Below are 25,944 nucleotides of genomic sequence, written 5' to 3'. Positions count from 1 at the left end.
GCCGCCAAGCCGCCGTCGAACGAGAGCCATTCTAGCGAATTCGAAAGTGCGGTTCAGCAACGATTTTTGGCCACTTCTGCTGGTGTCCTCCCGTAGGGTGCTTTCGTAGGGTACTGACGAGTGGAGCGAGGCATACCAAATTGGCAATTCTCGGTATGCCTCGCGGAGCTCGGCAGTACCCTACGACACCTCGGTGCGTTACACGGCTAGGTAACGGCCATCTTCGAGTTGGCGGGCGCGGCCCAGGCTGGCCAGGGTTTCCAGCAGTTCCGCTCGACATTCCCTACAGCACCTGTGAATCGTCCTAAGCCTCAAACATTCTTCTTGACATCTACTGGTCAACCAGTAGGATGAGCGGAGCACCTACGGGTTGACCCGTAGTTAGCCTGTCGAAACGAATTCCTGCTGAGGAGAACTGCGATGCCCCCCACTGAACCGACCGAGCGTGAGCTCGAAGCGCTCAAAGTCCTATGGGAGCGGGAAGAAGCGACCGTCCGCGAAATTTTTGAAGCGATGAATGCTGGAGGAAACACGGGCGCCGACGGGCTCGCTTACACCACGGTGCTTTCTCTGTTGCAGGTGATGCAGCAAAAGGGACTCGTCGCTTTTCGCAAAGAGGGGAAAGCCCACGTCTATCGTGCAAAGATCAAGCGGGAACGCACCTTCCGGCAACTCGCCGGCGGTTTTCTGGAGCGCGTTTTCGATGGTGCCGTCGATGAGTATCTCGTCCACGCGTTGGAGTCTCGCAAATTGAGTGCCGACGAGCTCGATGAACTCGATGCAATGATCGCCGAGGCAAGGCGAACTGCTAAGCCAGCAATAGGAAGTAAGAAAGCGACCACCAAGACCACGAATAGCCAGCGCAAGGGAGGTTCCCGATGAACGATTCTTTCATGATTTGGTTGGCGGACTATCACCTGTTGGCTCTGGGTATGCTGTGCGCTGCACTCGTAACAATTCGAATATTGAAGCAATCATCGCAACGCTTGGCAATCGTGCGACCCACGCTGGCGGCGTTGGGCTTATTGGCAGTGCTGTGTACATTGCCAGGATGGTCGGTGGTAAATCTGCTTGAAGCTCCGGCTAAGCCGCAAGCGGCTGTAACTCCCTTGGCGGAACTTGTTGAACCGCTAAGCGCAGAGAATTCCGATTTTCTAGGTCGCAACTCTCGCTTGTCGGAAATGCCGACGACCTTGAATTCGACCGGTAATCACCAACCAAACCTTGCACAGTCACTTCCAGAGCTTGAAGCTGCTGCCGATTCGACTCACTGGACCACGTGGATTGGAATTGCTTACCTCACCGGTTCGGTGCTCGTGGTGCTGTGGCTTGGCGGGGGGATGATTGTCGCTCATCGGTTGCGTAGCGAATCCGAGGCGGCTTCAGCTACCTTGCAGAAAACTTTGCAGCACATCGGCGGCGCATCAGACGCTCCGATACTGCGTGTGACTGACAACATCGATACCGCGGTAGCTCTGGGACTTGCCCAACCGACGATTCTGCTACCCCGCTCAGTGGAAGCAAAACCCATCGAGCACAAGATAGCGATTCTTGCCCACGAACTAGCCCACGTCACCGGTGGCGATTTGTGGCTGTTGGCTGTTAGTCGTTGGCTATTGGTCATTCTGTGGCCGCAACCGTTGTACTGGGTGTTGCGTCGGCAAATGCGTCTCGACCAAGAAACCCTCGCAGACGCGGCAGCCGCTGAGGCGACTGATCGGCATGAGTATGCAGAACAGTTAGTCGTGCTGGCCCGCGAGAAGAAAGCCCGAGCGGGGGCGAAGACGCCCCGGCTCGCCGGAGCGGTCGGCCTGTGGGAAACGCGATCGCAACTCACGCGACGGATCGCGGTGCTGCTCGACGAAAAGCTGACCGTGCTGCGAGAGTGCTCGCGCAGGTGGCGCATGGTGTGTGCGGGGCTGGTTGGTCTGGCGGCAGTGGGGCTGTCGCTGGTGACGGTGGAACCGGGGCAGGTGGTGGCTGAGGAAGCGGTGGCTGAGAAGGCGGTTGAGGCGAGCGATGCTAAGCCAAGTCCACCAGAGACAGCTCAATCGAACTCAGCCGAAGCTACCACCAAAAAAGCAGAACCAACGATACACGGCAGGATCGTGGACCAGCATGGCGAGCCTGTTGAAGGAGCAAAAGTCGGGCTTGTCATTGACGAGGATGACAATTGGAATGTTGCTCCCGATTTTCGGGGTAGATCAACCACCAATGGTAAGGGGGAGTATTCGATCTCCTATGATCCGGCCATTCGCAGGGAGTTGGGAACCGTTTGGGCCTATGCAGAGGGCTACTCGCCTATGCGGCCAAATAGTGTGGGGCTGATAGTTGGTCTCGAAAAAAGCAAAACGGTAATAGCGCTCATCCCTGCAAAGCAAACGACCTTCCAATTAATCAACGAACAAAAGCAACCAGTGCACGGAGTTCGCGTGAAAGTTAAGCGAGTCCAACCACCGGAAAGCGTCGCTTGGCTGATTCCAAGTAGTTGGTCCGAGGAGTTCGCAGCAACGACTGACAGCGACGGTCTCGCCACGATCAATTCGACGATACCTGAGTCCGTCAAGGAAATTGAGCTTATCTCGCCTCAGATAGGGACAGTCAAGTTCAACAATAATTATTTCCTCAATGCGAAAACGGCTAGGGAGGGACCTCATCACGTAATCCCTGTGCCCGAGGCAGGAACATTAGAAGGAAGAATTACCGCTAGTGAAGAAGCAGCTCCCAACCAGCCTACTCTTGAATTAGTAACCGAAATCGAGGGAAGGGAGTTCTTCGGAGGTGCCTATGGGCTAGCTACCGTCATACCTAATGTCGAGGGGCACTTCAAGGTTCCTGCAATCGCCGCTGGGCGACTAGGCGTAACTCCCGAACTGGACCTGGCGCAACCTTGGAGAATGGAAGCTACTGCGTCTCTCGAAAAATATGACCTTCAAGCAAATCAAACGAATTCGATCAACCTACCAATCATTCGTGGCACGCGGGTCTTCGGCACAATTCGTAAAGGCGACACTGGCGAGGGCTATCCGAGCTTTCGATTGGCCATCGTGTCTGGGCTCTCAAAGCGTGGCCGATCAAGCACTGCTCAATCGATTGACTTGAAGACCGAGAAAGACGGGCGCTACGAAGCTTATGTTTTACCAGGGTATGTCGAGACGGTTTTGCACAGTTCGCCCAGGGACTATCAGCATGTCGAGTGGTGGAAACCTAACGAGGAACGCATTGGAGGGATTCAAGGAAATAGGCACGAGGTACCAAGCAATGTGGAAGAATTTGAATTACCCCCGATAGAGTTAGTTCCCACCGTAAAGGTTGCCGGAAAGCTAGTTGATCGCACTGGCAAGCCGCTCGTTGGCTGGTCCGTTTCCGGGTTTCCAGGACGGGATGCGGTGATGAACAGCTTTGCAGGCGTTCACACCAACCAGGACGGCAAGTTTAGCGGACTGGTACCTGAAACCGTTCCGCCGACCGTTTGGCAAGCCAGCTTCCGTGATTGGTCGGACGAGTACGATTTCGAGGACATCGAGTACGAACCTAAAGTCATTAGTGAAAACCCGCTTGTGCTTCGAGTTAATGTCGATGGGCAGCCTGGTGCAAGAGCTGACAAGGCACGACTGGAAAAGGAGCCTAGCGAATACAGGTCCAACAAAGTAAAGCCAGACAATGCCGCTACCAGACCCGGCAACCTTGACTTCGTTCCTCATGCGAATGCGAAGACAATAACCTATGAGCAATCTTCAGAAACCGCCAACCGCTTCGTCGTGACCTGCCAGGACGAGAGAGGCGAGCCGGTCGTTGGTGCTGAGGCAACGCTCTACCGCTACGATTCAGTGGACGGGACGCAAGAGAAACTCTCTACGAAGCAAACCGATGCTGACGGCGCTGTTGCGTTCTCTGACTTCATCTCCGACGAAGCAATGAAAGAATGGAAACGACGATTCCAGGAACAGGATTTCCCCGCCAGGATGGGTGGAATGTACGTCATTGTTGTCGAGAGCAAGGGATTAGCGATCCAGGTGACGGGCAGCGGAGAATTTCATTTGTCGCGACAAGGCGTGAGCCAAGAGCTGACAATAGGTCCAGCCGCGAAACTCAGCGGGCGAGTGCTCAACGAACAGCGTAAGCCGGTGCCCGGAGCAACCGTTTCTGTCGGAAGTTGGGCAAGGGCTTTCCAGCTACCAGGATTCAACAAGACGACGACCGACGAGCAAGGACGATACGCTTTCGAGAACTTGCCGAGCTTCGACATGGCGGCGGCGTTGAAAGCAAATGAAGATACTGGAGGGAACCTAGACTTTCTAGCTGACGATGCACCACCACGTTCTTTGCAATCGCGCAAGAAGAAGGTGGATCTGTTCGGCTCGCAAATCATCGTCACGCATCCCGACTATGCGTTAACGCATGAAATCGCGGGCGACATTCCAGGTAGCTACGACGCAACACTAAAGCGCGGCGGCGTTGTCACTGGTAAAGTCGTGCAACTGGCCGATGGAGAGGCTGCGCAGAATATTCCTGTCAGAATCCAAGGCGAGTGGCACGGGGCACCGGCGAAAAGGGAAGATCGCAGAGCGCGAGTTCAAAATCGCCTTTCTCCCTATCTTACGACCGCAAAGACTGACGATCAGGGGCGATACCGCTTTGCAAACGTCCCCGTTGGGGAATATAGCGTCGTACCAGCAGTCGAGTCCCTCGAAATTGCCAAAGCCAAGTGGATCGGCCACAAGCGAGGCGCTATTGCAGTCGAGGCAGGCAAGACGACGGAGGTCGAGCCGCTCAAAATCGGCCTAGGTGGAACCGTTCGCGGGCAGTTGATCGATGTCCAGACGGGTAAGCCACCGAAGCTCGATCCCAACGTAGTTGATGTGACCATCATTCTGCAATTGGAAGATAATTATCAAGGCTTCTCGGCAAGCAACGTATCCCTGAGTAATGACGGGCGGTTTGAAGTTCCCGCACCGCCAGGAAAGTTCAGTGTCATGGTTTTTGTGCGATCAATAGATGCGGGCTTAGCAAGCACTCGTACTTACTTGTACCGAAGCACCTCCGATTCGTATCGCACGGATCGTATGCTAGAAGTGCCTCCAGGAGAAACTTTGGATGCCAAGATCAACGTGTTTTCCGAGGCAACGATGCAAGCAATGCAGCAGCACATCAAACGGGGCTACGAGAGCTACGGAGAAGCTGCTGTTGAGGCGTTTAATAAGGCTTTGGCAATCGACCAAAACGATATGAATGCCTTGCGTGGACTGGCGAAGGCGTTCGTAGAAGTGGGCAATTTCGAGGCGGCTGTGAAAACACAGGAGAAATTGATCAAACTTTTTGGACGAAAGAATCCGTACTATGAGAAGCAGTTGGAAGCCTACAAGGCGGGCAAGCCTTTTTGGCGCGAGCAGCCGGCATTCAAGTAGCGTGTCTTCTCCTGGAATCGCAGGCCGCGTTTGCTCAGGATTCTACCGTTCCGACCCAAGCTCCACCGTTCCGACCCAAGATGGGTCGGCTATAGCCGATCCATCTTGGATCGGAATTGCTCGCACCAGCGTTCCGGCAAACCCCTCGAGCAGCGCCTACCCGATGATTCACCCCAATAGCCGCGGCTCAACGAGCTGCCGGTGTGCAAGGGAAAAATGCAGAGAGCGAGCAAAGGTATTCCCCTCAAGGGCTCCGGTCGAGGCGTAGCTCGACGGCTATTTGGCTTGATTCGTGCGTTCACGTTTCCTGCTAGTCTCTCGACTCACCGCAGCTAGCACCGCAATCAATCTTGCGTAGTTCTGGCGGTTTGGGGTACTCTGCGGACTCGGTATGTTGGCGACAGCGCCACCCGCAAATTGTGCAAGGACGCATGTGATGAAGATTAACGCTCTCGAAGCCCTCGGTTCGTCTCAAACGCAAAGCCACCGACTGGGCGATTTCTCGCCGCAGCTCACGGCCATTCATGGGCCGCAGCGCTCGGGAAAGAGCGCGTTGTTCGACTTGGCGGCCACGCTGCTGTTTGGGAAAGACCCTGATGCTCGGTCGCGTTACTCCGGCCGGCGAGAGGTGCGCGGCGATGCTTATGAAACCCACTCTACAGGGCTCAATAGTGGATTGGTCGAAGGTTCGCTCAGCATTTCCAGCCAGCGGGGCAACTTCACACTTCGCCGGGAACACGATGGAACCCGAGAAGGGCGTTTAAGTCTCTCAGCTGAGACAGGCGGCGCGGTAGATCAGGGTACGATGAGCGATCTGCTCGCAGGGCTTTCTCCGCAGTTACTTTCGCAACTCTATGCGATTGACTTCGCCGATGGTGCACACATTCAACCGCTGCTGAGTAGTCAATTTGCAAGCGACTTTAGCCAGGCACATCGGACTGAAACCAACCGCAGAGAAACGGGCCCAAGGACGGCAAACACCGTTTGCCGTGACCACACGCCCACCTCTCAGGCAGGCACTCGCACGACAGAGATCGACCGCCGCCTCGTGGACCAATTGGTTGTGCGTCGCGACGAGTTGGCTCTGCAGATCGAAAAACAAATTAGTGAGGGACGTCGGGATAGCTCAGAAATTGAACGCGAGCTGACGGAGTTGGATCGCGTGCTGGGTGAGAAGAAAACCCAAGAAGATCAACTACGCGGCGAATTGCAGCGATTGGCCGGTCACCTGGCGACTGTTGAGTCGCGTCTGCGCTACTTCTCTATGGAAGCGACCCTGCGCCGTGGGCCGCAAATCGACTCGGCTGAGCATCAGGCACAATTGGCGGAGCTCGATGCAGAAATCGCTCGCTGCCGGACAACGCTTAGTGACTTGCAATCGCGCGAAGCGGTCGTGCGACGCGATCTGGCAACCGTGCATGCCGACGGCACCGCGGACAACGCGGCGAGTCTTGCGGATCAACGCGTGACCTTGAGCGTGCTCGAACGACTGATGGACGACCTTGATGCGGAGACGGCCCTGCTGGCACGGGCACATGAGCCGGGACGCTGCATTGCTCCCGAAGCTCACGCACGGATCACACCGGTAGCGGAGTTACTACGTCAGCAAATGTATACCCTGTGCGGACAACTAACCGAGCAAGAACGTGCCGCAAGACGTCGTCAATTGCATGCTGAGTCTCGTCACTTATCGCGTTCGCAAAGCGATTTGAGCGAGCAGCTAGAACATCTCTTAGAGCGACGGCAAGAGCTAACTCACGAGGCGCAATTGGCTGGTCAACCAGTGATGCTGCTGCCGCAGTCGCCGGTGGAGCAGCACTGCCAGTGTGAGCACCATCGTGAGTTCCTGAGCGAGAGCGAAGCCATGCTCCTGGGGAGTTCCCAGCGGGGACGCTTTGAGGAGACTGCCGAGACGGAGCGTCACGAATTGCGCCGACGTTGCGATGATGTCGAGAGTAGCCTGCAGCGCATCACTCGCGAACGAGCCGACTTGCAACAGCGCTGGGATGCTCTGCAACAAGAACGAGCAGCGCTCCTCGGCCGAACGTCCGTCGATGCCCTCCGCGAAGAATTGCGTCGCTGTGAGGAAGAATTGAAAAACACGTTGAGCCGCCCTGCTGACTTTGCCACCCATCGTACGGGTGTTTGGCGTGCTTCGGACGTTTTGGCTCAACTCACCAACGGACGACTTAACCAGATCCGCTTGCCACGCGATGGTAGCCAGCCGACCATAGTTAGCCGCACCGGCCAAACTCGCCAGTTGAGCGAACTGAGCGCCGGGGAGCACGACCAGGTGGCACTTTCGATAGTGTTGGCCATGATCTCCTCGCATAGCGCAGACGGCACTCACCTACCTTTGCTATTGGACGAGCCGTTCTTGCGACAATCGTCCACCGACACCATCGCAATGGCAAGCGTGCTCGACGAGTTTGCTCGCGGAGGGAATCAAATCGTGGTGTTTACTGGCGATCGCGACGCGGTTCGTCATTTCGAATCGCTACGAGTATCAGTACGTTCGCTCTCTGAGAAACGCGAATCCGCACGACCTGAGCCTGTTGTCGCTAGACCCGTGCGAACTGAAACACCTGAGCAAACTGAAACCAAGTTGGAGCGACACATCGTTCGCGAGTCAGTCGACCCGGCTACCCTAAGTGCTGAGTCGGGCCCTCGGCTGCGAGTCAGAAGTGAGTGGACACAGACGGACGATTCTCAGCAGATCTACTACTTGCAAACGGATGCCTCCTTGACGGAATTCCCCGTCCTGGGCGTAGATACGCAAGCTAAATTCTCTGCCTTGGGAATCGAGACGGTTGCCCAACTGCTAGAAGCCGATTGTGACTGGGTTGCCGCCAAGCTCGATCTTCCGCACGTATCCGCGAAGACAGTACGGCTTTGGCAATCGCATATGAGCCTCATGTGCTTTGTGGCTGGCGTGGCGCTCGACGATGCCCAGGTCCTTTCCGCCTGCGACATCGACAGCCCGGCCGAGTTGAGTGGCATGGATATCGATGCGGTTGCGACGCTCATCGAAAGGTTCCTCACCAGCGAACGTGGGCGGCGCTATGCCGCGCTGCGGCGGCGCTACTCGCGCGAAAGCTTATCCAATTGGCAAAGCAATTCACGGAGCAGTCGCAGCAATTGGGAGCGTTACACGTCGCGCTGGAACAACCAACGTTCGGAATCACGACGTTCGCGAAGTGAGCGAGAAGGCAAGCGTCGTTCCAAACGAAGTACTGAACAAAGTAGCCAGAAAGGGGAGCGTAGAGAGCGTCAATCAACGCGTTCAAGCTCTAGCCGGAAGCGGACCACTCGCCCGGCCAAAGAGTTGCGATTCCTCTTGGAAAGATCGAGCCAAGTGGCCGACGCGCCGTCGATCGGTCCCAAGACAGCCGAACGCTTAGCATCGGTTGGTATCCGCAGCGTGGCCGACTTGCTCCATGCGGACGCTGCCTCAACGGCTGAGGAGCTCGACGTGAGCCACATCAAGGCGGAAACCATCGCCACTTGGCAGCATCAAGCACGCTTGGTGTGTTGTATTCCCGAGCTGCGCGGTTACGGCGCCCAGTTGCTTGTAGGTTGTGGGTTGACCGAACCAAAGCAGATTGCTGGTGCGACTGAGGAAGAGCTGTTCCGCAAGATCCGTAGTTTCAGCCGCACGACAGCGGGCCAGCGTATCTTGCGTGATGGCAAGGTACCCAATCGGGACAAGATCGCCGAGTGGATCGACTATGCCGGCCACATGCGACCGTTAGAAGCCGCGTGAAGAGGCTAGCGTCGAGCGTTCGAGGACCCACCCAACAGAAACTCGCCTTCTCAAGATTGTCGCTTGCGTGGCAGGGCCATGCAGACAATGGCGACCACTGCGAGCACGCAAATTGAAAGCGTCGTCGGTTCTGGAACGGCAGTGAAATTGGGAGTCGCACCTTCGCCGGCTCCAAAGTTCTGCTGCCAGATAAGGAAGTCCAGGCCGTTGGAGCTTCCATCGCTGTTGGCATCGCTGTAAGCGTTGAGGCCGAAGTCTCCTTGCCATTGGGTGAGGTCGGCACCGTTGACAGTGCCATTGCCGGTGAAGTCGCCAGGCGTGGGTGGTGCCGCAACGCTCCAACCGATGTCTGTCAGTCCGGCCGCGTCTAGATCGGTCCAGAGTTTTCGCGTCCCCGTAGTGATATTAGGGTCCATGGCTGCTTCTTGCAGTGTGCTTGTACCGTAGACGGTGCTCTGCGTATTCGGTGTCCAATGACCGTCGGAAACCGCCGGGCTTGCTCCATCGTTAGCCACATATGAGGCCGCTCCCGTAAAGAATCCGTTGCTTACAAGAGCGTTCCACTCTGGGGAAGCTCCCATGCCGAGTGCATGACCAAGTTCGTGCAGGGCAACGGAGAAGAAGTCGTTCTGAGAATTGGAAGTAGGCGGTACGGTGTGGTCGTAGTGCCAGTTCGCACTGGTATCGAATGTTGCCTGTCCTCCCCAACTTGCAAATTCGCTCTCCGGATCGCCTCTTGTGTATACCACTGGCTCAAAAGAATCTTTCTTTGCGTTGTACTCAGCAATTTCATTGCCGTACAAAGTACCCGATCCTTCGAGAGATCTTGCCCAACTGCCCGGTCCTCCAATACCAAGTGTACCTATGTTTCTCGCTCCAGCATAAATGCGATACTCATCCGAGACGACACCACCCTCGGTTAGGACAACTCCCGACCCTGTCGATGGATTGGTGAAGTTGAAGGACCATGTGAAGGTCGACTCAGCTCCAACGAATGGTTCGGGAATCGTTACCGGCTCAAACGTGTCGTTGAGAATCCCAGAAAAGTAATCTGCAGCAGCTTCCAGAGCATTCCTTGCCAGCGTCCCGGAAGCTGCTCCGTCGGGATTGCCCGAGCCGAAGAAACTGCTCGAGTCATAGGTATAATCGATGTTGATGTCGATAGCCCTAGCGACGTCTCCCAAACTTGCGAACGTTAAGAATCCTACAAGCAGGCAGCAGCTCATCCTTGCGCAAATCGCGCGCGCTCTCAATCGCAAATCCATTCTCGTTCCCCTCGGTTCCGATGATGCTGCCAGCTACGAACTCGATTGGCTCCCCCGAGCCGGCAGCCATTTAAGATGCTTCTTGGCTTGCTCGCAGTTTAGGCAGGAACTCGCCCGGAGGCAACGATCTGCCAAGCGCGACGCAGCAGAAAAACACGCAGCCAAGTGTGCAAACAGAAAAGGCCGGTTACTTGACGCAGTACGCTGCGGTTAGCCGTGACATTGCTAGCTGTCGCGCTAGCAACATTTTCAGACGGCAGCGGTAATGACATCGTTTGCTAGAGGGCCTCAGGTTGGCCAAGGGCAAGTCGATTTCGGCCGAATCCTCGTCAGTCAGACAATTCGCCTGCCGAAAGGGGCTCGCTGAGAACTGGCTGGTAGCCGACTTTCAGGACTTGGCTGTCCTGCTTCACAGAGGTTGGCGCCAGCTGAGCGGGCGCGAGAGGCTGCGTGGCAAGTTCGCTTGACGCAGGCACAGCTGCAGGCGTGGCAACTGTTCTGGTGGGCAAAAAGGGATCCGCCGTCTCGGCCACTCGCGGAGTGTTTTTGCAACCAACGAGCAGCACTAACGACAGGATGAGCACAGGCCACAATGCGCTCAGTCCTGTGACATGAAGTCCCAATAGCGTAGGGCCGCTGGCCGAACTTTCGTAGGTATCTTCGATGTAGTGTATCATGGCGATCTTCCTTGATCGACAGTGGCATGAGCGGTTACTTGATCACGAAGCGAATCGCCACGAGGACGAGCGCGCAACGAGGGCGCACCTTATCTCTGGTTATCGGCCGGACGATCGGTACAATCCACCCAGATTAATAAAGTAGAGCCCTGAGCACGCTCAGCGGCGAAATGGTGGTGCTAGGAAGCGTAAGCAGTGCGATGGGTGACTAGAATTCTGCACCTTCCATCTCCAGGAGCCGACGCTTCATCGCTAGGCCCTGACGGGCGGAGTAGCCTCCTAGGCCGCCGCCTGCTGCTAGTACGCGATGGCAAGGGATGACCAGCGGCAATGGATTGCTGCTCATCACCGAGCCCACGGCACGTGCTGCCCCTGGGTTGCCCACTTTGGCAGCAAGTTGACCGTAAGTGAGCGTCTTGCCGCGGGGAATCGCACAACATGCGGCGATCACACGTTGCTGGAAACTTGTTCTTGGGTACGAATAAACTGGCATTTTAGAGAAGTTGACCGCTTCGCCTGCGGCATAGTCGGTGAGAACTTCGAGGACTTCGTCTGCAGCGACGTTGCCCTGGGTGCCTCCAGCCGGCTCAGGAAGATCGCGCATTTGCCGGCGAACGTCTCTCTCTGCGGCGGCAGCCGACTTGTGACCGAAAGCAATCGCTGCCACGGCACCTTCCGCTACGCCAACGGCCATGCCCCCCAAGAGGGTTGTCTTTGAAGAAATCTCGACTTCTGCGAGAAGATTCGTGCTCATTCGGATGCTCTTTCGAGTCGAGGACTTGCCTAGAGTGGGTTCGCTAGCGAGGGCTGTTGCTACTTTCGTCTTTGACACTCGCTAGCTGATAATTTGACACTCGCTAGCTGATAACTTTATACTTTCGGGGAGCGCCTCGCAATTACCGCACAAGCTTATCGCACTTGAACGAGCTCGGGACGACCCGGCTCGCCACTTCGTGACCTAACTAATGCCTATGAATCCTTACGCACAGCTTTCTGACGACTACTATTTGAACTTGAATCTCACCACTGAGATGCCGCTGCCGAAGGGGCGGGAGCCAGTGCTGCACTATTTTGAGCAGGTTCAGAAGAAGTACCCGCAAATGCGGAACTTCAGTACGCGCGACAAAGACAGCTTCCTGTTGGAAGAGGACAAAGATCGCGGCGACTACTGCTGGGCTTCCGTCGAGCAGCGCCGGCTATGTTCAGGCCAAGTGAATCCGGAAACGCCCGAACAAGCACTCAAGCAACACCGTCACATTTTGGACATCGCTCCCTACGCACTTTCGCTCAGCCCACTTGATTGCGAGGCGTTGGACATATTCATGGGCTTCGACTTCAGCTATCGGGGCAATCAGAACCAGCTCTTGGCTGAAACGCTTGGTGTTTCGCCCGCAATGGAACAATTGGCGAGCATCCCCGGCTCGAAACTCATTCATCACGAGCCGAGCCTCACGGTGGCGCTCGACGAAGATTGTCGTCTGCAATGCCGTATTGGTTTTGAGTCGCGCACGACCGAGTACCAAATCCGCAGCGGTGAATACACCGACGACCAGCTGAGCGTCTACATCACCGCGCGCCACTACGGCAGCTTGGAAGCCGGGGTGAGCTACGTGGAGATGCTCAACCGGCTGTGGGAAGTTTGCCAAGAGGTTGTGGACAACTACGCGGCAGAGGCGATCTTGCAGCCACTGTCTCGGGCGATTTCTTTAGGCTAGGCTTTAGGTACTTAGGCTGTAGGCTTTAGGGCTTCTTAGTTAAGGTTTTCTCCGAAGTGACCTAATTAGGCCACCCAAAACCTTGCTCGTTTCGCAAGCGAGAGAATCTGCTCTTTCGACATCTGAAGCACGAAGAAAGCCCAGTCGCTTAGCCAATGAGAGTTGATATTCGACTTCTCTAACAGAGCCATATGCGATACCTAGAAATCGCAGATAGTCAGCCTGCGTTGGCCGGGCACAGCCCTCAACGATATTGGAGGCAACTGACACAGCAGCTCGACGGAGTTGCGAAGTCAGTCCGAACTGCTCCTCCTTCGGGAAGTTCTTCGTCACTTGATACACGAGCAGTGCCAATTCATCGGCTAATTCAAAAGCACGAAGTTGTGTATGGTCACGCATATCTAGATGGCTAGCACGGGATCCCTGCAGCCTACAGCCTACAGCCTACAGCCTACAGCCTAATCCCCTAACAACCTCTGCACACTCTGAATCAATCGATCCATCGGAAACGGTTTGCGCACGTAATCGTCCACGCCTAGCATTTCTGCATAGGCTTTGTGGCGGTTGCCTTCGTTGGCGGTGATCATGATGATCCGCTGCTTTTTCTCGCCGAGCTTTTTGAGACGCTCCAGAACGAGGAATCCGCTGCGTTTGGGCATCATCATATCGAGGATCACGAGATCGGGGCTCTCGCGCTCGATCAGAGCGAGCCCTTGGTTGCCGTCGCGGGCGATGAGTACTTCGTAGCCGTTGGCCTCGAGCGCCAGGCGGAGAGACTCGATGATTTCTGCATCGTCATCAACGAGCAGGATTCGCTTGCTAGCGCTGCTTGACTCGTCGGAAGCTGCTTTCTTAGCCATGTCTTTATTTCTCAATATGATGATCACCCACCACGGCGGGAGCCCGCTGCTGGCAAAGTGAAATTGCGGAAATCAGCAGTCCCCCAACTTACCCAGGAGAGGGGATTTTTCAACCGGGAGTCGGTCGGCAGCCTTGGTGTTTCGCCATATTGGCACCGTCTGTGGCATCGACGCTAGCCGCAGAACGAGGGTAGGAGGATACTGAGCGTTCCGTTTGACCTTCCCTGAACCCCTTTTAACTATCCTCGAGCATGAAGAAACCCGCCAACACGGCTGCCCAGTTCGCCGATATTGCCTACCAGCCGCAGGACCCAAAGACATATCACCCGGCGATCGGCCTGATCGGCTGCGGGGCGATCACTGAGTACCACCTCCGGGCCTACAAGAATGCCGAATATCAAGTCACTGCCCTGTGCGACCTCGACGTGAAGGCTGCCGCGGCCCGACGAGACGAGTTTTTCCCGGATGCGGCAGTCTTTTCAGACCACCGCGAGCTGCTTGCTGACAAGAAGATCGAAGTGGTTGATGTCACGACCCACCCAGAGGTTCGCGGTCGGTTGATCGAGGAGTCGATCGCGGCAGGAAAGCACGTGCTAAGCCAGAAGCCATTCGTGCTGGATCTCGATGAAGGAGAACGCCTCGCCAAGCTGGCAGAAAAAAAAGGCGTGAAACTGGCGGTGAATCAGAACGCCCGCTGGGCACCACACTTCAGCTATATGCGAGAAGCGGTCTGGGCAGGCGAGATCGGCCAGGTCGCATCCGTGCATTGCGGTGTGCATTGGAACCACGAGTGGGTGAAGGGCACGCCGTTCGAGAGTATCTATCACTTGATGCTCTACGATTTCGCTATTCACTGGTTTGATTTCCTGACAACAATCATGGCCGGCGATGGGAACAATAGGGAAGAACCAACGCGAGTATTCGCATCGACGACAAAGTCACCCACGCAGGAGATCAAGCCCGCCCTGTTGGCCCAGGTGGCCGTGGAGTATCCAACCGCGCAAGCGACACTCGTGTTCGACGGGCACACCGAACATGGCCAACACAATCACACCTTTATTTCTGGCACCGAGGGGACCCTGCGCAGCAGTGGCATCGACGAGAACCGCCAAACCGTGCAGTTCAGCAAGCAGGGTGGCACGTTCTCGCCCGTGCTCGAAGGGATGTGGTTCCCGGACGGTTTCCACGGCACGATGGGTGAGCTGCTGTGTGCGATCGAACAGAAACGCGAGCCGTCTAATAGCGCCCGCAACAACTTGCACAGTTTGGCTCTCTGCTTCGCAGCCATCGAAAGCGCCCAGCGGGGCGTGCCGGTTGTGCCCGGTACAGTTCGCAAGTTGCCGGAGCCGCCTTGGTAGGGGACAACTCTACCATGCACCCTTACCAGCCTCATGTCGATTACGTGCGTTTCGAGCGAAAGTGCTCGCTGAACAGTGAGTACGCCGCCAAGATTCCGTGCATTGCCGCAACAGAACGAATCGATTTGCATTCGCATGTCATGTTTTTCATTGGCGAGAATGGCACAGGGAAATTCACACTGCTGGAAGCGATTGCGGTGGCCAATGGGTTCAATCCCGAGGGAGGCACGCGGAACTTTAGCAACACGACTAAAGACACCCATGCTGATCTTTATAATTGGATCAAGCTAGGACGTGGCGCACGTGGCAAGCGGCGCAGCGATGGGTTCTTGTCCATTTGACGCGAGTACTCTTTCAAAGGGACCCGCTTTCGGGGCGCCGGTCCATTTTTCCGTTATGTCTTTTTCGTCTTTTTCAAACCCAAGTCCGGTTTTTCTTTGCGGTCAAGCATGTCCATGAATTTAGCAAAACGCCTCTGTCTGGTTTCAGGTTTCTTTGCACTTATCAAACCGTACGCGATGACATAGCGATTCGATTTATTGAGCGTTTCATAAAACTCCTTCGCATCCGGCTTACTCTCCAGTGCTGCCAGGAAATCCGCTGGCACTTTCATTTCACTTGCTGCAGAAGCGTTCTCCCACCGACCGTCCGCCTTGGCGGCGCGCACCTGCACGAGTCCTGACTCCATCATCTGGCCTTCGCTTATCAGACGCTCCGCGTGCGCTCTGTTCCTTTTTGACCAGTTGCTTCTCGCTTTTCTTGGGGTGACCCGTTGGAGATAGGCTTGCTCATCGATTGACTTCTTGATGCCGTCGATCCAGCCCCAGCAGAGCGTCTCAATCACGACATCGTTCCAAGTCACGCTCGGAATCCCAGTCTTCTTCTTGAATAGCTTCACCCACAGCTCACTTTCGGTGGCGTGATTCACTTCGAGCCACCGACCGAGATCTTTCGGCGACTGGAAGGTCCTGATTTTCGCTGGATCGGGTTCAGGCATGAAGCAAAATAATCCGCTGGCGAAACGGCCAAGTTCTCTGTGTTGCACTGTCTTGTTCTTGCGCAGTCTTACTGGACGCGATTGTCAGCCCACTACTCAGACATGTCGGCGAACATCTTCTCGGCCGCTATTTGAATCTCCTCCGGCGACATCTCACGGAGCTGAGTTGCGATTCCCCATTCGTGGCCGAATGGGTCACGGACGCGTCCAAATCGTTCACCCCAGAACATATCGGCGGGTTCCATGAGAACAGTCGAACCATTGGTTTTCATGGCTTCAATCATTCTATCACAGTCATCGACGTAAAGATGAATCGCGACAGTTGTACCGGCAAGACGCGTGGGGCTTGGGGTGCCTCCATGTTCCGGGAGTTCTTCGCTAACGAAGAATCGAGCGTTGCCAACGCGAAACTCGCAGTGCATCACACGCCCGTCCGGCATGTTGAGCAGCAGATATGGGGCAACGCCGAACACATCGGTGTAAAACGCGACTGCCTTGGTGGCATCAGTGATGCTGAGGTACGGGATGAATTCGCTGGGCGTCGGTGATGGCATGTGTGGTGAGACCGTCGTGCTCTATCGGAAGCGGATTCGTGTTTGCAACATAACGTCCAAGATCACCGGGCGGGCGGAACAACGCGAGTGATCGTGGAAAAACAAACAACGTTAAACGAAGCGAACGACGTGGAAAAACCGAAAACGTAGCCCGCTCCGGTGCGTCGCACTGTTATACGGCATTTCTGCATCGGGACAAACCTTACGTGAAAACAAGTTCGTGGGGAATCGTGAGCTTCTTGCCATCGTTGTCCTTCGACGACCGTTCCATCATATCGCAAAACTCATCGCAGCGCGCAACGGGCACAGGCATATAGACGAATTGGTTTGTGACCGTTTCTTTGCGGAGCAGCAGGATCACAAGGAAGAATTCGACGCCGTTGACGTTGCCCGGCACAATTACATAGGAATCGCGATACGGAAGTGAACCATCGCGGAGTTCACCGATCAACGACTCAAGGCGCGGATGTTCAAGCGTGGAATCACAGATTCTCCTTCGGATGACCTGCACAACTTCATGATTGGCATACTCGTAGCCGAAACATTTGAAAACGGCCAAGTAGGCGCACCGAAGTAAACCAGTTTGAAAATTGTTTTTATTATAGCCGTAAAGCAACGTGAGGTTTAGTTCGCCAACGTTGCCAGCCTTGGCATCATCTTGCATCGCTGATACTTCGGCGGGATTTGATGCCTTGCCCACGATGTTGATGTTCTTGTAGCCATCGCCCCATTCAACATTGGCAACGACTTCCTTGCCGAGGACCTTGAGTTTGGCGGGGATGGTCCCGTGCCCTTTGAAGCCATCACGAAGTTTTTGAAACTGAGCAAGATGTGAATCGAACGAACTTCCGTGTTCATTGTTGCATTGAGTACATGTCAAAATGCAACGTTTTCCGCCGACGGACCCCGGCATGATATGTTCAAGTGACAAGTCGTCGAACCGAGTTTCTTGCCAGCAAAGTGGGCAAATGAGGGAATCTTGGTGCGTCGTTTTAAGATCGGCGGCGGCAAGGCTTTTTCGGTAATGGTCAAATAGCGATTCCTTTTGACTCGGAGACATCGCAGGCATCCATTCAGTGTGCGGGCATAACGTAAATGGCTCAGTTGCCGACCGCCCGCGGGGGTAAACGGACGACTCAAAGAAAATCAGGACTCGCGGGCGTCGCTCGTCAACCGCAGCGGTTGGTTAGGTGCCGGCCCGTTGATAGCGGGCTGCTGAAAAAACCATGATAATCCCCAAGACCAACGGCACAAAGAACCAGTTGCTGTCTTGTAGAGCCCTATATTTCCACCAGAGATGCAGGGACGCCGACAAAGCCATCGTGCCCAAGCCAAAGATTGTGCAGGTCTTTCGCCAAGATTGCATGAGGCACCTAACGTAAAAGGCTCAGTTGCCGGTCGCCCGCGGGAGCAGGCGTCCAACCGACCACTGAATTATCCATCGCGGTCGTCGCCGGTCAACTGCAGCCGCTGGTTAGCTTTTTGAAACAAGTTCAAGCTGCCGATTGACGCGAGTGTGAAGATCGCTCCACCGGGGGTCGGTTTTGAATGCAATTTTGGATTTATCCAAGGCAGTTACTTGATTAGAAGTAAGGTCAACATGGTCGGGGCTGTCCCACACGGCCAAGACCCGTTTGCGGTATGCGCGTAATCTTGATTCCGTAAGCTTCGCAAGCTCAGTGTCATCCAGAATGCTCACTGTTTGTAATCTTTTGCGCTTCACGTGATAAAGCTAACATAAAAGGCTCAGTTGCCGGCCGCCCGCGGGAGCGGGCGTTCAATCGACAACAACATTATCTATCGCGGACGCTGCCGGTCAACTGCAGCCGGTAGTTAGGGCCCAACCTTCGGAAGAGCCAGACAATCAACAAGTAAAGCAATATTAGAACCAAGCCGGCCGCGATACCGGTCACGTTAACTTGCAGGACCGTGCCTGGATCAGATAGGTCGTAAAGATACTCTCCGTTGGGTCCGCGACGCCCGTACTCGCTCTGAAGGCCCGCCCAGACCCAACGTGCAGCCCAGACCGCAGCCCCGAGAATCAAGCAAATGAATACATGGATGCCATTGATCCAACTCCGCGTCATCTGAAGGCCCTAACGCCTGCCGTAACCGGGCACGAACGGAAGACTTTGATTTCAGTTGCCGCGTGATTGAGTGCTCCGGTTCACGGCTTTGTTCTGTCGCAAGTACCACCAACCGACTCTACCAGTTGGGCCACCGTTGACCAGTCGCGAATTTACCATACGGGCCGGCGTGGAACAAACAGAGAACGAGTGCCGAAGGACCGCGTTGTCCAACCTATAGCAAATCGACTAGCGCACGATCCAAGTCGGGGAATTCAAACGAAAACCCGGACTCGATTAGGCGTTGGGGGACAACGTAGCGACCATAGAGGGCCAATTCTGGATCGGTACCGAGAATCCAGCGTGCCCCAAAACGCACCATTGCCTCGGTAGCAGGCAAACCAATGGGAACGCGTAACGTTCGACGGAGTGATCGCATGAAGTCCATTTGGGAGACCGGATTGGGAGAACTTGCTATGTAAGCCCCCTGCATTGACGAATCGATAATCGCCCGCTCAAAAATACGATTTATATCCTTTTCATGAATCCAACTCATGCCCTGTCGACCCGAACCAATCTTGCCACCCAAACCTATACGAGCTACTAAGCGAAGACGAGAAAGTGCGCCACCTCCTGCCCCACGGTCTCTTCCCACGACGAAACTAGTCCTCAGCACAACGCCACGCTGTTCATTGAGAACTGACTGTGCAAATTGTGATTCCCATGCGTTGCCAACTTCAGGTGCCAATCCATAACCGAACGGAGAGCCTTCCGTGCAGACCAATGAGGGTGGATCGCCGTAGATGTGGGCAGTACTCATTTGCACCCAGACCGGAGGTGGCGTTGTTACGGATTGCATGGCTTCGCCCAACACTCGGGTGGCCTCAACCCGCGAACGCAGAATCTCGTCGCAATGGCCAGGTGTCTTTACGCAGTCCACAGACCGGCCAACCAGATTTACAACTGCGGCGGCACCATCGATGACGGACTGCCAGTTACCCAACGTTCGAGCGTCCCACTCGACGAAATCCCAATGCCCATTTGCCTTGGGACGGTTTCGGGACAGAAGCGTTACCTTGAAGTTGGATTCCAGAAGGTGATAGGCCAGTGAAACACCTAGAAAACCGCTGCCTCCGGCGATGACAACTGATTTATCGTTCATTATTCTTTGCGATCACAGTGTTTGCGGAAGTCGCCGAGAGAAAAACCGCATTTACAACGCGACATTAACTCAAAGCCGAACTTCTGGCGCAAATGCGAGAAAGAACGATCGCTGGTCGTACAAGGTTTGTTTCCCGAGACAGAACGACAGTGATCACCGAGTCGCCGGAGTGATCATTGCTTCAATTCCCGCACCGACGGCGACTTCGGTGCATCACATTGTTATCCGACGAATGAGCTACCAAAAACCGGTGCGTTGAAAGACGAGTCCAGAATTGGAATCGACATAGTAAGTGGCCCCGCCACCATCTCCTTCGCTAGGGCTATAGTAAACGATGGCTTCTGGTGGGCAATCCCACCCAAGATCACCGAAGGTCATAGCAAACGATTCTGGATCAACAGATTCTCCCTCGTCGGAGAACCCACCGCGTTCAACAGCAGAGTATTCACCGAATTTTTGCCAAAGGTTATCTAGGTACGAATTGAATTCATCGGATGAAAGCTTATAGCGTGCGAAGTATCCGTTGCCATGTCTTCGCATTTGAATATCGGTCGCGGCTTCTGGCAGGTAACGTTGTGAGCGGAAGTCGGAAATATCGTTGTACGAGGCGTAGCTGAAATCGCCAAAACGGAAGGCGTCAACTGCGATCATGATTCCGGTACATGAAGGCACAAAAGCAAGCAACGCGAGCGCTGAGTATAGGCAAAACGTCTTGATACGACTCCAAGCCTTCGGAGAGGCGAATGCCGTGAGCATCACCACCGCGACGAGCAAGACGCAGCAGGTTATTTGAAACGGCAAGATGAGAGGCCAAAACATGGATTGGGTTTAGTCGGATAACGTCAAAGCTGACCCAGACCTGAACTGAGGGCGAGCGTTGATTGCTGGTTAATGGTTGGAGTTTTCATGGCGCTTTCGTCTCGTAGCGGGTCAGGTCTTGGTGTCCAGCGCCTTGTTAGTCGTTTGGATTGATGTGCTCCCATTGCCCGCAAAGTTCCCCTGGATTCGAGCCCGGCGGAACGACCAGAGGAGTGCAACCGGTGTCGGGAACTACTACGAGCATTCCGCTCCGGTTTACACAATTGTTCGCTGGCCATTCGCACGCCCGCGTCAGTATTTACGAACCATACGTTGCACGACGTGACCGAGAATCCTCCGCCAAGCCGCTTCGATAGCGTCGGTCCATTCGTCGTCGAATTCACTAGCCGTTTCGACAATTGAGTCAAGCCAAGTGTCATACAACCGAGGTTCAATGTTCATGTGATCGCGATTATGCGTCGTCGCTCGTTCGTTGATCTCTGCAAGCGACTCAGCTTCGCCGGCGGTTGCGCACGCACATAGTTCCAATGAGCGCGCAAGCATCTTGTTTTGCTTTTCGAAGTCCGTGAATCGGAATTTCGCTCTTATCTCTTCAGAACTAGCGAGAAACCTATCATAAAACGACGGGATGAATGCCTCGATGCCGACACAACGGCTTACGCTTTGGAGAAACAATTCTTTGGGTGTCGGCTCATCCATCGTCGGCCTGTGATTTGTTGTGAGCGTCTAGCCTGCGAACAAGATATCGCTGGGGTCGACCTTCGTTTCACACAAGAATACCCAATCTCTTTTTGCACCGCAAACCTATGCTGGTCCGTACCCATGATAGCCGAAAACTTCCGTGAGTTGCCCAAGCCGCCTGACTAGTAAACAATGCCCCCCATGCCCCCCTACCACCCCCATGTCGACTACGTGCGCTTCGAGCGACTCTTCCTACTCAAGAGCGAAAACGCCGCAAAGATTCCAGCCATCCAAGCAATCGAGCGCATCGATTTGCACCCGCATGTGACGTTATTCATAGGCGAACTCGGCACAGGCAAGTCAACACTGCTGGAAGCGATTGCGGTGGCCGATGGGTTTAATCCTGAAGGGGGCACACGGAACTTTAGCAACACAACTAGAGACACCCATGCTGATCTTTATAAATAGATCAAGCTAGGACGCGGCGCGCGGGGCAAGCGGCGCAGCGGTGGATTCTTCTTGCGAGCGGAAAGCTTTTACAACGTGGCCACGGAGATCGACGAGCACGGGCTTGCAGCGGATGGAGTACCAAGATACCGAGCACTATCGCGTGAATCGCAACTTCCTGGATAATCCCGAGCGATCATTGGGGCACTTATTGAGTGGCGAGGAATGATTTGACCACGAGACAAAAATAGATGCGGAAGTCACGGATTGGCAAAGGATATGTGATAGAATGGGCCACGCATCAGAAGCGATTTTTGCACTGATTCGATTCCGTCGATAGAACCTCTGTATAATCTGTGTTTATCCGTGGCTAAATTCAAATCTTGTTAAGTGAAATAGTATGAACCCTGTTTGGATTATTGAAAAGAAACGCGACAAGGGCCATCTCTCTCAAGAGGAGATTGCCTATTTCATCGCTGGCTTTGCCGACGAAACGATCCCCGACTACCAGATGGCGTCGTTGGCGATGGCCATTTATCTCAACGGGATGACGACCGAAGAGACCGCCAATCTCACGCAAGAAATGCTTGCCTCTGGGGCGACGTTCAAGTGGTCGGGAGATGCGAAGCAAGTCGACAAGCACTCTTCCGGTGGTATTGGCGATAAGGTTTCATTGCCGTTGGCGGCGATGCTCGCGTGTTGCGATCTGCAAGTACCCATGATCTCCGGTCGCGGACTGGGCTCCACGGGGGGTACGCTCGATAAGCTGGAATCGATTGGTGGCTTCCGTACGAATCTTTCCATGGATGAGATGCGACAAGTTGTCGAGAAGGTCGGCTGTGTGATTAGCGGCGCCACTCCAGAACTTGTGCCGGCAGATCGCAAGCTCTACGCACTTCGCGATGTGATCGGCACGGTGCCTTCGATTCCCTTGATCACCGGCAGTATCATGAGCAAGAAGTTGGCCGAGGGTCTCGATGCGTTGGTGTTGGACGTGAAGTATGGCAGCGGAGCGTTTATGAAGTCGCTCAGTCAAGCACGGCAGCTGGCGCAGTCGCTGGTCGATACTGGCAAGCGGATGGGCGTTGCAACCACTGCTCTCGTGACGGACATGAACCAGCCATTGGGCCGCATGGTTGGCAACGCGGTCGAAGTCGATGAGTCCGTTGCTGCTTTGGAAGGCGAAGGGCCGAGCGATCTCATGGAAGTCACACTCGCCTTAGGAGCAGAACTGCTTGTTTCGACCGGAACTGCTCGTGACGTTACCGCGGCACGCAAACAGTTGCAACAAACCATCGACAGCGGCGGCGCGAGAGAGAAATTTGCCGAGATGGTCACCATCCAAGGTGGCGACCTCGAAGCACCGCGAGTCGTTGCCCCGCCGAACGATCTTGTGGGGAAAACAGCCGGCTACGTGTCGCAAATTAATTCGGAACAACTAGGGCAAGCCATCATTTCCCTCGGGGGCGGGCGCAAGAAGCAGGGAGAGGCACTCGATCACTCGACAGGCCTCGAAATGCTTGTACGGCTGGGCGAGCAAGTGAAAGCCGACCAGCCACTGGTGCGTGTGTTTGCTAAAGGTAGCGCTGTCGACGATGTGCGCATGGCGGTGCTAGACGCGATCGAAATCTCCGAGGAGCCCGTCAAGCGGAACCCACTGATTGTCGAGCGATTTGAATAAGGAAGGTGCTTTGCCAGAATGGATGACCAACAGAAACAATCGCTAGTAGCCGCTGCCGTTGAGGCCAGGGCGAATGCTTACGCGCCGTACTCCAAATTCCACGTCGGCGCGGCCGTACTGACTGCTTCGGGAGAAATCCACAGTGGATGCAACGTGGAGAACGCCAGCTACGGGCTCACGATTTGCGCCGAACGCATTGCCGCTGGTGCGGCCGTGGCCGCCGGCGGAAAGAAGATCACCGCAGTGGCGGTTGCCACACCTGGTGGGCACTCGCCCTGTGGAGCGTGCCGGCAATTCTTGGCGGAGTTTGGTGGCGCTATGACCGTGCTGCTGATCGACTCCGACGACCCAACGAACGTAAACGAGACTTCACTCGACACGTTGTTGCCAAGGCAGTTTGAGTTTCCTCTTAAGAATTAGCCTACGGTACTCTCTGCCGCTTGGCTGGCATGTTCCTTGAGGTCTTGCTCCTCAAGCGCTCCGAGAAACGGCAGGTTGCGATACATGTCCTCGTAGTCGAGTCCATAGCCCACGACGAATTCGTCGGGGATAGTGAAGCCCACGAAATCGGGCTCGTATTCCGCTTCTTGACGTCCCTCTTTGCGGAGCAGCACCGCTGAGGCGACTGAGTTGGGGTTGAAGTCTGCCAACTTGGCAACGACCTTTTCCAGAGTGTGACCGGTGTCGAAGATGTCGTCTACCAGTAGCACATCTCGACCGGAGATGTCGAGCATCAGCTCGCTGTTGATCACCAGATCACCACGGGTCGTGGTGGCACCGCGATAACTGCTCGCTTGAATGACGCCGACACGCATCGGTTGGTCGATGTGACGGATCAAGTCGGCCACGACAACCACACTCCCTGTGAGAACTCCCACGATCGTGAGTTGGCGCCCTTCGTAGGCAGCCTCGATCTCGCGGGCCATACGAGCGACGCCATCATGAAGTTCTTGTTCGGAATAGAGTGTTTTCATGGGGAGGGTAGTTCGGGTAGAGGGTTTGAGGTTAGTGGTTTGTTTCTGCTAGCCCGCGAGCTACGTCTCGCGCGGTGATCCTGAGAAGGGTTTCCGCGCGAGGCGTAGCTCGCGGGCTAGGACGAAATCGCTCAGTAAGGTCCATCATAGCAAAATTCCGGCAACGCAGGCGGTCATGAATGCGGCCAGGGTGCCGCCCAGCATGGCCCGGAAGCCTAGCTTGGCCAAATCGCCACGACGCTCAGGGGCAATGCCACCAATACCGCCGAGCTGGATGCCAATGGAGCTAAAATTCGCAAAGCCACAGAGGGCATAAGTCATGATATCGACGGAGCGCCCGCTCAGCTGACCTTTCTCGGAGACGGCAGCGAGATCGATGTAGGCCACGACTTCGTTGACCACCATTTTCGTTCCCAGCAAGCTTCCTGCCGCGCCGCACTCCTCCCAGGGGATACTCATCAGCCAGGCGAATGGTGCGAAAAAGAAGGCGAAGACTTTGTTGAGCGTCCAAGCCGCTTCCTCTTTGAACCCAAACTGAACGCCGAGCCAGCCGAGCCCTAAATCGGCAAGTGCCACTAATGCTACAAACGCAATCAACATGGCCGCAACGTTCAACGCCAGTTGCATGCCTGTGGAAGCTCCTTCAGCGGCAGCCTCGACAACATTTACGCTGGTTGACTTTGCATCGAGCTTCAAACTACCGGCAGTCTTTGGCTCTTCCGTCTCCGGCTGCATGACTTTCGCGATCAGTAATGCGGCCGGCGCAGAAATTACTGAAGCGGTGATCAAGTGCCCAGGGTCAATTCCTATGCGCAGAAAGATCGCTAGTACTCCGCCTGCAATAGTCGCGAAGCCGCCGACCATAACGACGTTCAACTCACTCATGGTCATCTGTCCGACATACGGCCGAACCACCAGTGGCGCTTCCGTCTGCCCAACAAAAATGTTGGCAGCTGCAGATAGCGTCTCCGCTCCTGAGGTGCCGAGGGTTTTCTGCATGACCCAGGCAAACGCCTGCACGACACGCTGCATGACTCCCAAATGATAGAGAATGGCCATTAGCGACGAGAAGAATACAATGGTCGGCAGCACACCAAAGGCAAAGCTCCGCCAGAGCGTATACGTAGGCGGCAAAGCCGCGTCGCCAGGCTGCGGGTAAATGTTGAAGAGAAACGCCGATCCCACATCGGTCGTATTTACAACTGCGCTAAAAAAGTTCCCAAGCCACTTAAACAACGCTTGCCCGGTGTCCGTGCGAAGGATCAGAAGTGCAAACGCAAGCTGCAATCCCAGACCACCAAATACGATACGCCACGGAATTTTCCGCTTGTGAGAGCTCATCAGCCAAGCGAGCCCGATCATCACGAACAAGCCGAGCAGACTAATTAGACGCTGCTGGATTGTGCCAGTAGACGCAACGCCCTCGGCAGTTTCAGCTGCATCGACTGCCTGGGCGAGAATCGGGTGATAGGCGAGCATAGACACCGAAGGTTTGAGTCGTGTAGTTTCTGAGCGTG

23 protein-coding genes are annotated in these 25,944 nt (G+C 55.2%); 9 read left to right on the top strand and 14 right to left on the bottom strand.

Annotated elements, in window-relative coordinates; translation table 11 throughout:
- Positions 1-420 precede the first annotated feature (420 nt).
- From HG15A2_RS09435 to HG15A2_RS09425, 3 genes are all read left to right on the top strand, one after another.
- On the top strand, positions 421-882 hold the full coding sequence (locus tag HG15A2_RS09435) for a BlaI/MecI/CopY family transcriptional regulator (RefSeq protein ID WP_145059921.1): 462 nt from the start codon (positions 421-423) through the stop codon (positions 880-882).
- On the top strand, positions 879-5,408 hold the full coding sequence (locus HG15A2_RS09430) for a M56 family metallopeptidase (RefSeq protein WP_145059920.1): 4,530 nt from the start codon (positions 879-881) through the stop codon (positions 5,406-5,408). The genes HG15A2_RS09435 and HG15A2_RS09430 overlap by 4 nt, the downstream gene beginning before the upstream one ends.
- Before the next feature lie 436 nt (positions 5,409-5,844).
- Positions 5,845-9,171, top strand: a complete 3,327-nt coding sequence (locus HG15A2_RS09425; RefSeq protein ID WP_218932438.1) for a DUF4332 domain-containing protein — start codon at positions 5,845-5,847, stop codon at positions 9,169-9,171.
- Positions 9,172-9,221: 50 nt separating this feature from the next.
- Here HG15A2_RS09425 and HG15A2_RS09420 read toward each other — a convergent pair whose 3' ends face one another.
- From HG15A2_RS09420 to HG15A2_RS09410, 3 genes are all read right to left on the bottom strand, one after another.
- Positions 9,222-10,436 carry a matrixin family metalloprotease gene (locus HG15A2_RS09420; protein WP_145059918.1) on the bottom strand — a complete coding sequence of 405 codons (1,215 nt, stop codon included), beginning with the start codon at positions 10,434-10,436 and terminating at the stop codon, positions 9,222-9,224.
- A 329-nt stretch (positions 10,437-10,765) separates the two neighbouring features.
- Positions 10,766-11,113 carry a hypothetical protein gene (locus HG15A2_RS09415; RefSeq protein ID WP_145059916.1) on the bottom strand — a complete coding sequence of 116 codons (348 nt, stop codon included), beginning with the start codon at positions 11,111-11,113 and terminating at the stop codon, positions 10,766-10,768.
- Positions 11,114-11,321: 208 nt separating this feature from the next.
- The gene (locus tag HG15A2_RS09410) at positions 11,322-11,867 is read right to left on the bottom strand and encodes a methylated-DNA--[protein]-cysteine S-methyltransferase (protein ID WP_218932437.1); all 546 of its coding nucleotides are present in this window, start codon (positions 11,865-11,867) and stop codon (positions 11,322-11,324) included.
- Positions 11,868-12,078: 211 nt separating this feature from the next.
- On the opposite strand from HG15A2_RS09410, the gene HG15A2_RS09405 reads away from it, so the two are divergent.
- The gene (locus HG15A2_RS09405) at positions 12,079-12,828 is read left to right on the top strand and encodes a hypothetical protein (protein ID WP_246117924.1); all 750 of its coding nucleotides are present in this window, start codon (positions 12,079-12,081) and stop codon (positions 12,826-12,828) included.
- A 39-nt stretch (positions 12,829-12,867) separates the two neighbouring features.
- Here HG15A2_RS09405 and HG15A2_RS09400 read toward each other — a convergent pair whose 3' ends face one another.
- Positions 12,868-13,227 carry a four helix bundle protein gene (locus HG15A2_RS09400; RefSeq protein WP_145059915.1) on the bottom strand — a complete coding sequence of 120 codons (360 nt, stop codon included), beginning with the start codon at positions 13,225-13,227 and terminating at the stop codon, positions 12,868-12,870.
- A gap of 59 nt (positions 13,228-13,286) precedes the next feature.
- The gene (locus HG15A2_RS09395) at positions 13,287-13,688 is read right to left on the bottom strand and encodes a response regulator transcription factor (RefSeq protein ID WP_145059914.1); all 402 of its coding nucleotides are present in this window, start codon (positions 13,686-13,688) and stop codon (positions 13,287-13,289) included.
- A 251-nt stretch (positions 13,689-13,939) separates the two neighbouring features.
- Here HG15A2_RS09395 and HG15A2_RS09390 point away from each other — a divergent pair, with 251 nt between their 5' ends.
- Together HG15A2_RS09390 and HG15A2_RS23900 are read left to right on the top strand one after the other, a co-directional pair.
- Complete coding sequence (locus HG15A2_RS09390; protein WP_145059913.1) at positions 13,940-15,046, top strand: Gfo/Idh/MocA family protein; 1,107 nt, start codon at positions 13,940-13,942, stop codon at positions 15,044-15,046.
- A 14-nt stretch (positions 15,047-15,060) separates the two neighbouring features.
- Positions 15,061-15,387 (top strand): AAA family ATPase, encoded by a 327-nt coding sequence (locus tag HG15A2_RS23900; RefSeq protein ID WP_218932436.1) that lies wholly within the window; start codon positions 15,061-15,063, stop codon positions 15,385-15,387.
- Positions 15,388-15,440: 53 nt separating this feature from the next.
- Here HG15A2_RS23900 and HG15A2_RS09380 read toward each other — a convergent pair whose 3' ends face one another.
- The 7 genes from HG15A2_RS09380 to HG15A2_RS09350 all read right to left on the bottom strand — a co-directional run bounded on the left by HG15A2_RS09380 (position 15,441) and on the right by HG15A2_RS09350 (position 21,343).
- The gene (locus HG15A2_RS09380) at positions 15,441-16,043 is read right to left on the bottom strand and encodes a YdeI/OmpD-associated family protein (RefSeq protein ID WP_145059910.1); all 603 of its coding nucleotides are present in this window, start codon (positions 16,041-16,043) and stop codon (positions 15,441-15,443) included.
- 92 nt (positions 16,044-16,135) lie between these two features.
- Complete coding sequence (locus tag HG15A2_RS09375; RefSeq protein ID WP_145059909.1) at positions 16,136-16,597, bottom strand: VOC family protein; 462 nt, start codon at positions 16,595-16,597, stop codon at positions 16,136-16,138.
- A gap of 202 nt (positions 16,598-16,799) precedes the next feature.
- Positions 16,800-17,657 (bottom strand): HNH endonuclease, encoded by an 858-nt coding sequence (locus tag HG15A2_RS09370; protein WP_218932435.1) that lies wholly within the window; start codon positions 17,655-17,657, stop codon positions 16,800-16,802.
- Between the two features lie 733 nt (positions 17,658-18,390).
- Positions 18,391-18,684, bottom strand: coding sequence for a hypothetical protein (locus HG15A2_RS09365; protein WP_145059906.1), 294 nt, complete (start codon positions 18,682-18,684; stop codon positions 18,391-18,393).
- Between the two features lie 214 nt (positions 18,685-18,898).
- A complete protein-coding gene (locus HG15A2_RS09360) occupies positions 18,899-19,825 on the bottom strand; it encodes an epimerase (protein WP_145059905.1) in 927 nt (308 codons plus the stop codon).
- Between the two features lie 237 nt (positions 19,826-20,062).
- A complete protein-coding gene (locus HG15A2_RS09355; protein WP_246117923.1) occupies positions 20,063-20,644 on the bottom strand; it encodes a hypothetical protein in 582 nt (193 codons plus the stop codon).
- A gap of 291 nt (positions 20,645-20,935) precedes the next feature.
- Entirely contained in the window at positions 20,936-21,343 is a 408-nt protein-coding gene (locus HG15A2_RS09350; protein ID WP_145059904.1) for a globin, read from the bottom strand.
- A gap of 183 nt (positions 21,344-21,526) precedes the next feature.
- On the opposite strand from HG15A2_RS09350, the gene HG15A2_RS23895 reads away from it, so the two are divergent.
- From HG15A2_RS23895 to HG15A2_RS09335, 3 genes are all read left to right on the top strand, one after another.
- Complete coding sequence (locus tag HG15A2_RS23895) at positions 21,527-21,793, top strand: AAA family ATPase (RefSeq protein WP_218932434.1); 267 nt, start codon at positions 21,527-21,529, stop codon at positions 21,791-21,793.
- A gap of 379 nt (positions 21,794-22,172) precedes the next feature.
- Entirely contained in the window at positions 22,173-23,453 is a 1,281-nt protein-coding gene (locus HG15A2_RS09340) for a thymidine phosphorylase (RefSeq protein ID WP_145059903.1), read from the top strand.
- 18 nt (positions 23,454-23,471) lie between these two features.
- A complete protein-coding gene (locus HG15A2_RS09335; protein WP_145059901.1) occupies positions 23,472-23,873 on the top strand; it encodes a cytidine deaminase in 402 nt (133 codons plus the stop codon).
- On the opposite strand, the gene hpt is transcribed toward HG15A2_RS09335, so the two are convergent.
- Both hpt and HG15A2_RS09325 read right to left on the bottom strand, forming a co-directional pair.
- Complete coding sequence (gene hpt, locus HG15A2_RS09330; protein WP_145059900.1) at positions 23,870-24,427, bottom strand: hypoxanthine phosphoribosyltransferase; 558 nt, start codon at positions 24,425-24,427, stop codon at positions 23,870-23,872. The genes HG15A2_RS09335 and hpt overlap by 4 nt on opposite strands.
- 144 nt (positions 24,428-24,571) lie before the next feature.
- Positions 24,572-25,906, bottom strand: coding sequence for a NupC/NupG family nucleoside CNT transporter (locus HG15A2_RS09325; protein ID WP_145063986.1), 1,335 nt, complete (start codon positions 25,904-25,906; stop codon positions 24,572-24,574).
- Positions 25,907-25,944: the final 38 nt, after the last annotated feature.

This window comes from Adhaeretor mobilis, assembly GCF_007741515.1.
GTDB classification, from domain to species: Bacteria; Planctomycetota; Planctomycetia; order Pirellulales; family Lacipirellulaceae; genus Adhaeretor; species Adhaeretor mobilis.
The sequence above is the reverse complement of the archived record's forward strand: the minus strand, read 5'-3'. Positions and strand labels throughout refer to the sequence as shown.

Coding starts and splice junctions, on each gene's coding strand:
- HG15A2_RS09340 (WP_145059903.1), top strand. CDS start 22,173: ATGAACCCTGTTTGGATTATTGAAAAGAAACGCGACAAGGGCCATCTC.
- HG15A2_RS09365 (WP_145059906.1), bottom strand. CDS start 18,684: ATGACGCGGAGTTGGATCAATGGCATCCATGTATTCATTTGCTTGATT.
- HG15A2_RS09335 (WP_145059901.1), top strand. CDS start 23,472: ATGGATGACCAACAGAAACAATCGCTAGTAGCCGCTGCCGTTGAGGCC.
- HG15A2_RS09395 (WP_145059914.1), bottom strand. CDS start 13,688: ATGGCTAAGAAAGCAGCTTCCGACGAGTCAAGCAGCGCTAGCAAGCGA.
- HG15A2_RS09410 (WP_218932437.1), bottom strand. CDS start 11,867: ATGAGCACGAATCTTCTCGCAGAAGTCGAGATTTCTTCAAAGACAACC.
- HG15A2_RS09350 (WP_145059904.1), bottom strand. CDS start 21,343: ATGGATGAGCCGACACCCAAAGAATTGTTTCTCCAAAGCGTAAGCCGT.
- HG15A2_RS09355 (WP_246117923.1), bottom strand. CDS start 20,644: ATGTTTTGGCCTCTCATCTTGCCGTTTCAAATAACCTGCTGCGTCTTG.
- HG15A2_RS09390 (WP_145059913.1), top strand. CDS start 13,940: ATGAAGAAACCCGCCAACACGGCTGCCCAGTTCGCCGATATTGCCTAC.
- HG15A2_RS09325 (WP_145063986.1), bottom strand. CDS start 25,906: ATGCTCGCCTATCACCCGATTCTCGCCCAGGCAGTCGATGCAGCTGAA.
- HG15A2_RS09430 (WP_145059920.1), top strand. CDS start 879: ATGAACGATTCTTTCATGATTTGGTTGGCGGACTATCACCTGTTGGCT.
- HG15A2_RS23900 (WP_218932436.1), top strand. CDS start 15,061: ATGCACCCTTACCAGCCTCATGTCGATTACGTGCGTTTCGAGCGAAAG.
- HG15A2_RS23895 (WP_218932434.1), top strand. CDS start 21,527: ATGCCCCCCTACCACCCCCATGTCGACTACGTGCGCTTCGAGCGACTC.
- HG15A2_RS09425 (WP_218932438.1), top strand. CDS start 5,845: ATGAAGATTAACGCTCTCGAAGCCCTCGGTTCGTCTCAAACGCAAAGC.
- HG15A2_RS09420 (WP_145059918.1), bottom strand. CDS start 10,436: ATGGATTTGCGATTGAGAGCGCGCGCGATTTGCGCAAGGATGAGCTGC.
- HG15A2_RS09405 (WP_246117924.1), top strand. CDS start 12,079: ATGCCTATGAATCCTTACGCACAGCTTTCTGACGACTACTATTTGAAC.
- HG15A2_RS09415 (WP_145059916.1), bottom strand. CDS start 11,113: ATGATACACTACATCGAAGATACCTACGAAAGTTCGGCCAGCGGCCCT.
- HG15A2_RS09380 (WP_145059910.1), bottom strand. CDS start 16,043: ATGCCTGAACCCGATCCAGCGAAAATCAGGACCTTCCAGTCGCCGAAA.
- HG15A2_RS09435 (WP_145059921.1), top strand. CDS start 421: ATGCCCCCCACTGAACCGACCGAGCGTGAGCTCGAAGCGCTCAAAGTC.
- hpt (WP_145059900.1), bottom strand. CDS start 24,427: ATGAAAACACTCTATTCCGAACAAGAACTTCATGATGGCGTCGCTCGT.
- HG15A2_RS09400 (WP_145059915.1), bottom strand. CDS start 13,227: ATGCGTGACCATACACAACTTCGTGCTTTTGAATTAGCCGATGAATTG.
- HG15A2_RS09375 (WP_145059909.1), bottom strand. CDS start 16,597: ATGCCATCACCGACGCCCAGCGAATTCATCCCGTACCTCAGCATCACT.
- HG15A2_RS09360 (WP_145059905.1), bottom strand. CDS start 19,825: ATGAACGATAAATCAGTTGTCATCGCCGGAGGCAGCGGTTTTCTAGGT.
- HG15A2_RS09370 (WP_218932435.1), bottom strand. CDS start 17,657: ATGTCTCCGAGTCAAAAGGAATCGCTATTTGACCATTACCGAAAAAGC.